This window comes from Pseudomonas sp. (genome assembly GCF_030696055.1).
Lineage (GTDB): Bacteria > Pseudomonadota > Gammaproteobacteria > Pseudomonadales > Pseudomonadaceae > Aquipseudomonas.
The window spans coordinates 1-8,452 of the sequence record NZ_JAUYNP010000166.1 but is presented as its reverse complement, the minus strand read 5'-3'; the positions used below and the strand labels follow the sequence as shown (position 1 = coordinate 8,452).

Annotated in this window: 7 protein-coding genes; 5 read left to right on the top strand and 2 right to left on the bottom strand. The window is 65.6% G+C overall.

All coding sequences use genetic code 11. From position 1 onward, the window contains the following. Positions 1 to 277: 277 nt before the first annotated feature. A complete protein-coding gene (locus Q8Q83_RS09865; RefSeq protein WP_305623290.1) occupies positions 278 to 1,174 on the bottom strand; it encodes a GIDE domain-containing protein in 897 nt (298 codons plus the stop codon). A gap of 3 nt (positions 1,175 to 1,177) precedes the next feature. Then, on the bottom strand, positions 1,178 to 1,750 hold the full coding sequence (locus tag Q8Q83_RS09860) for a LemA family protein (protein ID WP_305623288.1): 573 nt from the start codon (positions 1,748 to 1,750) through the stop codon (positions 1,178 to 1,180). A gap of 248 nt (positions 1,751 to 1,998) precedes the next feature. Between Q8Q83_RS09860 and Q8Q83_RS09855 the strand changes: the two genes are divergently transcribed. The 5 genes from Q8Q83_RS09855 to Q8Q83_RS09835 all read left to right on the top strand — a co-directional run. Continuing rightward, positions 1,999 to 3,327 (top strand): imelysin family protein, encoded by a 1,329-nt coding sequence (locus tag Q8Q83_RS09855; RefSeq protein ID WP_305623287.1) that lies wholly within the window; start codon positions 1,999 to 2,001, stop codon positions 3,325 to 3,327. A gap of 154 nt (positions 3,328 to 3,481) precedes the next feature. Then, entirely contained in the window at positions 3,482 to 4,894 is a 1,413-nt protein-coding gene (locus tag Q8Q83_RS09850) for a di-heme oxidoredictase family protein (protein WP_305623285.1), read from the top strand. 10 nt (positions 4,895 to 4,904) lie between these two features. After that, entirely contained in the window at positions 4,905 to 5,966 is a 1,062-nt protein-coding gene (locus Q8Q83_RS09845) for an imelysin family protein (RefSeq protein ID WP_305623283.1), read from the top strand. Continuing rightward, positions 5,967 to 7,061 carry a DUF1513 domain-containing protein gene (locus Q8Q83_RS09840; RefSeq protein ID WP_305623281.1) on the top strand — a complete coding sequence of 365 codons (1,095 nt, stop codon included), beginning with the start codon at positions 5,967 to 5,969 and terminating at the stop codon, positions 7,059 to 7,061. Between the two features lie 142 nt (positions 7,062 to 7,203). Beyond that, positions 7,204 to 8,452: methyl-accepting chemotaxis protein (locus Q8Q83_RS09835; protein ID WP_305623279.1), on the top strand; the 1,249-nt coding region annotated here is incomplete at its 3' end.

Below are 8,452 nucleotides of genomic sequence, written 5' to 3'. Positions count from 1 at the left end.
CCCGGCGCCTTAACAGCGCGGCCAACCCGGCGACGCTCTAACAGGCCGTTGAAAAACGTAGACGAGGCAGCTGAGACAAGGCAAAAATGGCCGAAAAAGCGCAGTTTACGTGCTGTAAATGAGCATTTTTAGGCCGTTTTTAACGCCCCTTTCTTTTATCGAGAGGGGCAACGCAGGTAGTTTTTCAACGGCCTGTTACCCCGCGAGACAGGACACAACCAATAGCCCGCCAACTGGCGGGCTATTGGTTTGTCAGGCAACAACAGGCGCAGCCCTGCTAGACCGTCGTTACGCCCAGCAACCAGGCAGCCGCCAAGGCCCCCAGCACACAGAGCAGCGCACCGCCCGCGGCCTGCCAGTAGAAGTGCCGCACCAGCTCATCCTCCCCCGCGCAGGCCAGCACAAAGGGCTGGGCCTCGGCCGGCTTGCCCAGATGATGCAGCTCCGGCTGCACGCCCTGCTGGCGATGCCGATCCTCGGCCTCCAGGCCCGCGGCCAGCTGCACCCGACTCCACTCGCGCTCATCCAGCTGGCCATTGCTATCGCTGTCGAAGCGCTGCAGCAGGCCGTTAAAGTCGCCCTTCCACTCGCGGATCACCGCGCCCTTGGCCGTCCCCAGATCCAGCCCCTGACGACCGCCGCCGCTGCTGCGAAAATCCCCAATGGCATACAGCGGCTGACCGACGTGCAGACGCTCCTCGGTGTAGCGGTAGCTTTCGCCACTGCTGAAAAAGGCGCTCCAGCCCGACTTCGCCGGCCCCAGTGGATGGCGCAAACTGCCCCGCCACTGCTCACGGGTCAGCGGCCGCACTTCCGCGCCGCGCGGATCGATCATGCAACTGCCGGTGCTGTCATCCAGGCGCAGCCAGACATCGCTGCTGCCGCTCTCCAGGGTGCGCCAGCTGCGTTTCTTGCCGTCGGACTGGTACTCCTCGATCTTATAACGCCACCACAGGCAGGGGGTGTTGGTCAGCGGCCCGCTGAGCTGGCTATCCGCCGCCTCATGCAAGACGCCATAGAACTCGACATAGCCCTGGGCCGCCGAGCGGATCTTCGAGGTGGGGGTGTCGAGCAAATGCCGGGCCTGGGAGAAACGCCGGAGAAACCACCAGGCGCCAGCGCCTGAGGCGACCACGCTGCAGGCCAGCGCGATGACCTGGTCTTGAGTATCCATGGCCTAACCGAACAGCGACTTGAGATCGACATCGGCCTTTTCCGTTTCGCTGAACTCCAGCAGCACGGCCTCCTTAAAGGCGAACAGGCGCGCGACTATCAGATCGGGAAACTGCTCGATGCGCACGTTGTTCAGGTTGACCGCCTCGTTGTACAGCTCGCGGCGGTCGGCGATGCCGTTTTCCAGGCCGCTGATGCGCTGCTGCAGGTGCTGAAAGCTTTCATTGGCCTTCAGCTGCGGGTAGTTCTCCGCCAGGGCGAACAGCTGACCGAGGCCCGCGCGCAAGCCCGTCTCGGCCTTGCCCAAGGCGCCCATATCGCCTTGCTCGCGCGCCGTGGAAACCGCCTGGCGCGCGGCAATCACCCGCTCCAGGGTGGTGCGCTCATGCTGCATGTATTGCTTGCAGGTCTCCACCAGCTTGGGCAGTTCTTCATGGCGCTGCTTGAGCAGCACATCGATATTCGCCCAGGCCTTGCTCACCCCGTGCTTCAGCCGCACCAGGGCGTTGTAGAGCATCACCGCATAGGCGGCGACCAGGATCAGGATGACGATGACGGCAACACTGGTAAGGCTCATGCAGGACTCTCCCGAGGGTCTGTTAACGTTTCGCAGCGAGCGACGAAACGTCAACAGACCCTAATTGTGGATGACGCGCGTGCCGGCATTTTAGCCCTATAGATTTGCCCCAACGCAGACTTTACCCACAGCCTCAGATGAAAAAGCTGCAACCACCCTTTGCGCAAAATGCAAATCTTTCGCATTATGTTTCGGTTTTTGCACTCAACCGCATGGGTGCGTCTATCTCACAAGCAAAGGATTCCGCCATGCTTCGTATGCCCCTGGCTTCTGCCAGCCTGCTCGCCCTCGCCATTTCCCTCGCCGGTTGTGGCGAAGATAAGGCCCCGGCCAACCAAGCCGCCGCACCGGCCGCTAGCACCCCGGCAGCCGCGACCAGCCAGATCGATCCGGCCGCCGGCAAAGCCGTGGTCAGCCACTACGCCGACCTGGCCCTGGCCGTGTTCAGCGATGCCGCCAGCACCGGCAAGGCCCTGCAGAGCGCCATCGATGCCCTGCTCGCCACCCCGAACGACGCTACCCTGCAAGCCGCTCGCGCCGCCTGGTTGGCCGCCCGCGCGCCCTATATGCAGAGCGAAGTGTTCCGCTTCGGCAACGCCGTGGTCGACGACTGGGAAGGTCAGCTGAACGCCTGGCCACTGGACGAAGGCCTGATCGACTACGTCGCCCAGGACTACCAGCACGCCCTGGGCAACCCGGGCGCCAGCGCCAATATCATCGCCAACACCTCGATCCAGGTCGGCGAAGACAAGCTCGACGTGACCACCCTCAACCCCGAGTTGCTGGCCAGCCTGAACGAGCTGGGCGGCTCAGAAGCCAACGTCGCCACCGGCTACCACGCCATCGAGTTCCTCCTCTGGGGCCAGGACCTCAACGGTAGCAATCCGGGTGCCGGCGCACGTCCGGCCAGTGACTTCGTGGTCGGCGCAGGCGCCACCGGCGAACACAACGAGCGTCGTCGCGCTTACCTGAAAGCCGCGGTCGATCTGCTGGTCAGCGACCTCGACACGATGGTTCTGCAGTGGCAAGCCGGCAACGCCGACAACTACCGCGCCACCCTGGAAGCCGAATCGGCCGAGAACGGCCTGCGCAAGATGCTGTTCGGCATGGGCAGCCTGTCCCTCGGCGAACTGGCCGGCGAACGCATGAAGGTCGCGCTGGAAGCCAACTCCACCGAAGACGAGCACGACTGCTTCAGCGACAACACCCACAACTCGCACTTCTACAACGCCAAGGGTATCCGCAACGTGTACCTGGGCGAGTACAAGAAGGTCGACGGCACCAGCCTGAGCGGCCCGAGCCTGTCGTCCCTGGTGGCCAAGGCCGACGCCGCCGCCGACAGCACCCTCAAGGCCGATCTGCAAGCCAGCGAAGGCAAACTGCAGGCCCTGGTCGATAGCGCCGAGAAGAACAACCAGCACTTCGATCAACTGATCGCCGCCGACAACAAAGACGGCCAGCAGATAGTGCGCGACGCCATCGCCGCCCTGGTCAAGCAGACCGGTGCCATCGAGCAGGCCGCCGGCAAGCTGGGGATCAGCGACCTCAACCCGGATACTGCCGATCACCAGTTCTGATCCAGTGGGTCTGAAACGGGTGCGGTGCAACACCGCCCCCGTTTTTTTATTGGCCGCGACATTTCGCCCGGCGCTGCAAACGCAAATCCCTCTTATTTGAATTCCCTTAGCCTGCTAAGCTTGTCCGCCTGATTCGCCGTCCAGGATCGCCTCGATGCGCCCGCTGCTTTGCCTGCCCCCCCTGCTGCTCGCCCTCGGCCTGGCCGGCTGCGATCAATCCCCGCGCTTTACCCAGGCCGAGCCTGGCGAAGCGCTGTCCGCCGGTAGCGCCACGGTCAACAAGGCCGATCAGAACGCCTTTTCCCTGCCCTCGGCCAATCTGTCGCCCTCGCGCCGCCTGGATTTCAGCGTCGGCAACAGCTTCTTCCGCAACCCCTGGGTCCCGGCCCCGGCCACCACCACCGCGCGCGACGGCCTGGGCCCGCTGTTCAATACCAACGCCTGCCAGAATTGCCATATCAAGGACGGCCGCGGCCACCCGCCGGCGGCCGATGCGCTCAGCTCGGTGTCTATGCTGGTGCGCCTGTCGCTGCCGGCGGGCAACGAGCACGCCGCGATCATCCAGCGCCTGGGCGTGCTGGCCGACCCCAGTTACGGCGGCCAACTGCAGGATATGGCCAACCCAGGCGTCGCCCCCGAAGCCAAGGTGCGGGTCAGCTATAGCCCGCAGACCATCACTTTTGCCGATGGCGAGCAGCTTGAATTGCGCCAACCCAAGCTGGAGATCAGCCAACTGGGTTATGGCCCCCTGCATCCGGATACGCAGTTTTCCGCGCGTATAGCGCCGCCGATGATCGGCCTGGGCCTGCTCGAGGCCATTCCCGAGGCGGCCATCCTGGCCAATGCCGACCCGGATGACGCCGACGCCGATGGCATTTCCGGCCGAGCCAATAGCGTCTGGGACCGCGCGCAGCAACGCAGCGTGCTCGGCCGTTTCGGCTGGAAGGCCGGCCAGCCCAGCCTCAACCAGCAGAATGCCGAGGCCTTCGCCAACGATATGGGCCTGACCAGCCACCTGGTCAGCCAGGACAACTGCACCCCAGCGCAGGCGGACTGTCGCACCGCGCCCCATGGCGGCGAGCCCGAGGTCAGCGCCAACATTCTCGCCAGCGTGCTGCTCTACACCCGCAACCTGGGGGTGCCGGCGCGACGCGATGTGGCGGCGCCGCAGGTGCTCGAGGGCAAGGGGCTGTTCCATCGGGCCGGTTGCCAGGGCTGTCATATCCCGCAGTTCAGCACCGCCGCCGATGCCGCCGAGCCGGAACTGGCTGGCCAGACTATCCGCCCTTACACAGATCTCTTACTGCACGATATGGGCGCAGGGCTGGCGGATAACCGCCCGGAATTTCTCGCCAACGGCCGCGAATGGCGCACCCCGCCGCTCTGGGGCATAGGCCTGACCGAAGCGGTCAATGGCCACAGCCAGTTTCTGCATGACGGCCGCGCGCGCAACCTGCTGGAAGCCATTCTCTGGCACGGTGGCGAAGCCGCAGCGGCCAAGCAGGCCGTGTTGACCTTCTCCGCCGAGCAGCGCGCCGCACTGTTGGCCTTTCTGAATTCGTTGTAAGGAGCCCCCCATGATCCGTTCCCCCCTCAGCCTCGTCCTGCTCAGCCTGGCGCTTAGCGCCTGCAGCCCTGCCGACCCGCAACAGCAGGTCAGCAGCGCCCTCACCGACGGCGTGCTGCTGCCGATCTACAGCGCCTGGAGCGAGGCGGATCGGCAATTGGCCGCCAGTGGCCAAGCCTTCTGCGCGGGCAGCCAGAGCCTGGTCGAGGCACGCCAGGCCTTCAGCGGCGCGCAAAGCGCCTGGGCCGCCCTGCAGCCGGTGCTGCTCGGCCCCATGGCCGAAGGCAACCGCGCCTGGCAGGTGCAGTTCTGGCCGGACAAGAAGAACCTGGTGGCGCGCCAGGTCGAGGCCCTGCTCAAGCGCAAGCCCCACCTGACCCCGGCCGACCTGGATAAATCCAGCGTGGTGGTGCAGGGCCTGACGGCCTATGAATACCTGTTGTTCGATCCGGCCATCGACCTCGGCAATGCCGAGCAGAAAGCCCGCTACTGCCCGCTGCTAGTCGCCATCGGCCAGCACCAGCAAGCCCTCGCGGCCGATGTCCTGGCGCACTGGCACAGCCAGGACGGCATGGCCGCGCAGCTCAAGCAGTTCCCCAACGCGCGTTATGCCGAAGCCCCGGAAGCGCTGGCCGACCTGCTGCGCACCCAGGTCAACGCCATCGACGGGCTGAAAAAGAAGCTCGGCACCCCACTGGGCCGGCAGAGCAAGGGTCAGCCGCAGCCTTATCAAGCCGAGGCCTGGCGCAGCCAAGCCAGCCTGGCCAGCCTGGCCGCCAGCCTGGCCAGCGCCGAACTGATCTGGCACGGCGCCGAACAGGATGGCATCCAGGCTTTGCTGGGCGGCGAGCAAGCCGAGCTGAAAAGCCGCATCGATGCCGCCTACGGCGACACCCGTCAGCGCCTGGCCGCGGCGCAGCGTCCGCTGGGCGAGCTGCTCAGCGACGAAGCGGGCCGCGCCGAACTGAATGCGCTGTATGACAGCCTGAACAGCCTGCATCGCCTGCACACCGCCGAATTGGCCAAGGCCCTGGGCATTCAGCTGGGCTTTAACGCCAACGACGGTGACTGAATGAAGCGCAGAACCTTCCTCGGCCTCACCGGCGCGGCGCTTGCCGCCAGCGCCCTGGGCGGCTGGACGCTGCTGCACAACGGCGCGCAAGCGCTGCTGCTGTCGGCCCGCGACAACGCCGCCGGCGAGCATTTCGCCGTGGGTTATCGCCTGGATGGCAGCCAGGTGTTCGCCACTCGGGTCAGCGAACGCTGCCATGACGTGATCGCCCACCCCTTCCTGCCGCTGGCCCTGTTCGTCGGACGCCGCCCGAGCACCCAGAGCTACCTGATCGACAGCCGCGACGGCCGCCTGCTGCAGACCCTGCATGCGCCTGCGCAACGGCATTTCTATGGCCACGCGGTGTTCCACAAGGGCGGCGAATGGCTGTATGCCACCGAGAACGACACCTCAGACCCCGGCCGCGGCGTGCTCGGCGTCTATCGCCTGCAAGGCCAACGGTTGCAGCGGGTCGACGAGCTGTCCAGCCATGGCCTCGGCCCGCACCAGCTGCTCTGGCTACCGGATGGCGAAACCCTGGTGGTGGCCAACGGCGGCATCCGCACCGAAGCCGACAGCCGGGTGGAGACGAACCTCGATGCCATGGAGTCCAGCCTGGTGCTGCTCAAGCGCGACGGCAGCCTGCTGAGCAAGGAGCAGCTGCCCGAGCGGATGAACAGCGTGCGCCACCTGGCGGTGGCCAGCGACGGCACCATAGTCAGCGGCCAGCAATATATGGGCGAGGCCAGCGACCCGGTGCCGCTGCTGGCGATCAAACGTCCGGGCCAGCCGTTTCAGCCCTTCCCCCTAGGCGAGGCGCAGCGTCAGGCGATGAACCAATACACAGCCAGCCTGGCGATCCACAACGAACTGCGCCTGCTGGCGCTGACCGCGCCGCGCGGCAACCGCTTATTTATCTGGGACCTGGACAGCGCCGCCCTGCGCCTGGATGCGCCCCTGGCCGATTGCGCCGGGGTTGGCGCGGTGGCCGAGGGCTTTGTGGTCAGCAGTGGCGTGGGCCGCTGCCGCCTGTTCGACTGCCGCCGCGCAGCCATCAGCAGCCGCGCCCTGCAGCTGCCCGCGGGACTGTGGGATAACCACCTGCGCCTAGCCTAAAAAGCGCCCCTGAATAGCCGATCTATACTCACTGGTGCCATTGCTAGTCGGCTCCCGGCACCAGCAGATAGGGGGCGTCACTGACCCGGCGCGAGTTCGCGTCAGTGACCTCCCGCCATCCCATATTCAGGGGTATTCACCCATGTTTCTGCAAAAATCCTTGCGTGCGCAAATCCTTACGCTGCTGGGCGGCAGCCTGGCGCTGATCCTGATCACCGCCCTGGCCTGTTTCAGCTTCCTCTCCGGCGGCATGCAGGCCTACCGCGGCCTGCTCGACGGCCCAGTGGAAGCCACCCGCCTGATCGATTCGGCCAACGTGGAATTCAAGATCCAGGTGCAGGAATGGAAGAACGTGCTGCTGCGCGGCAGCGACAAGGAACAACTGAACAAATACTGGGGCCAGTTCGAGGAGCAGGAGCGCAAGGTGCAGGACACCCTGGGTGAACTGGTCCAGTTGGCCGCTGACGACGCGGCGCTGAAAGGCCAGATCGAACGTCTGCGCAGCGAACACCAGGCCCTCGGCGCCAACTACCGTAAGGGCCGCGACGCCTTTGCCGCCGCCAATGGCGACGCCAAGGCCGGCGACGCCGCGGTGAAAGGCATAGACCGCGCCACCAGCGAGCAGATGAGCATGCTGGTCACCCGGCTGCGCGAGCAGAGCCTGGAACAGGCCACCCAGATCAACGCCGCCGCCGAACGCACCATAGCCATCGGCACAGTGATCATGCTGGCCGCTACCCTGGTCATCGCCCTGTTCAGCCTGTGGCTGGTCAACCGCCACCTGATCATCCCGATCCGTCACCTGATCAGCCACGTCGACGAACTCAGCCACGGCCGCTTCGGCCAGCGCGTTGAAACCACCAGGAGCGACGAGCTGGGCATGCTGGCCATCGCCTCCAACACCCTGCGCGACTTCCTCGCCAGCACCACCCAGAGCCTGCAGCAGAGCAGCGGCAACCTGGATAGCGCCAGCGGCGAGCTGAAGAATATCGCCTCGCGCATGACCCAGGGTATCCAGGACCAGTTCAACCGTACCGATCAGGTCGCCACCGCCATGCATCAAATGTCCGCCACCGCCCAGGAAGTTGCGCGCCATGCCGGCGAGGCGGCGCATGCCGCAGACGCCGCCGACAGCGCCGCGCGCCAGGGCGAAACGGTGATGCAGGCGACCATCAAGACCATCACCGATATCCGCAGCGAGATCAGCAATACCGCCGACGTAATACGCCGCCTGGAAGCCGACAGCGGCCGCATCGGCAAGGTGCTGGAAGTGATTCGCGGCATCGCCGAGCAGACCAACCTGCTGGCGCTCAACGCCGCCATCGAAGCCGCCCGCGCCGGCGAGAAGGGTCGCGGCTTCGCCGTGGTGGCCGATGAGGTGCGTACCCTGG

Coding starts and splice junctions, on each gene's coding strand:
- Q8Q83_RS09865 (WP_305623290.1), bottom strand. CDS start 1,174: ATGGATACTCAAGACCAGGTCATCGCGCTGGCCTGCAGCGTGGTCGCC.
- Q8Q83_RS09860 (WP_305623288.1), bottom strand. CDS start 1,750: ATGAGCCTTACCAGTGTTGCCGTCATCGTCATCCTGATCCTGGTCGCC.
- Q8Q83_RS09855 (WP_305623287.1), top strand. CDS start 1,999: ATGCTTCGTATGCCCCTGGCTTCTGCCAGCCTGCTCGCCCTCGCCATT.
- Q8Q83_RS09850 (WP_305623285.1), top strand. CDS start 3,482: ATGCGCCCGCTGCTTTGCCTGCCCCCCCTGCTGCTCGCCCTCGGCCTG.
- Q8Q83_RS09845 (WP_305623283.1), top strand. CDS start 4,905: ATGATCCGTTCCCCCCTCAGCCTCGTCCTGCTCAGCCTGGCGCTTAGC.
- Q8Q83_RS09840 (WP_305623281.1), top strand. CDS start 5,967: ATGAAGCGCAGAACCTTCCTCGGCCTCACCGGCGCGGCGCTTGCCGCC.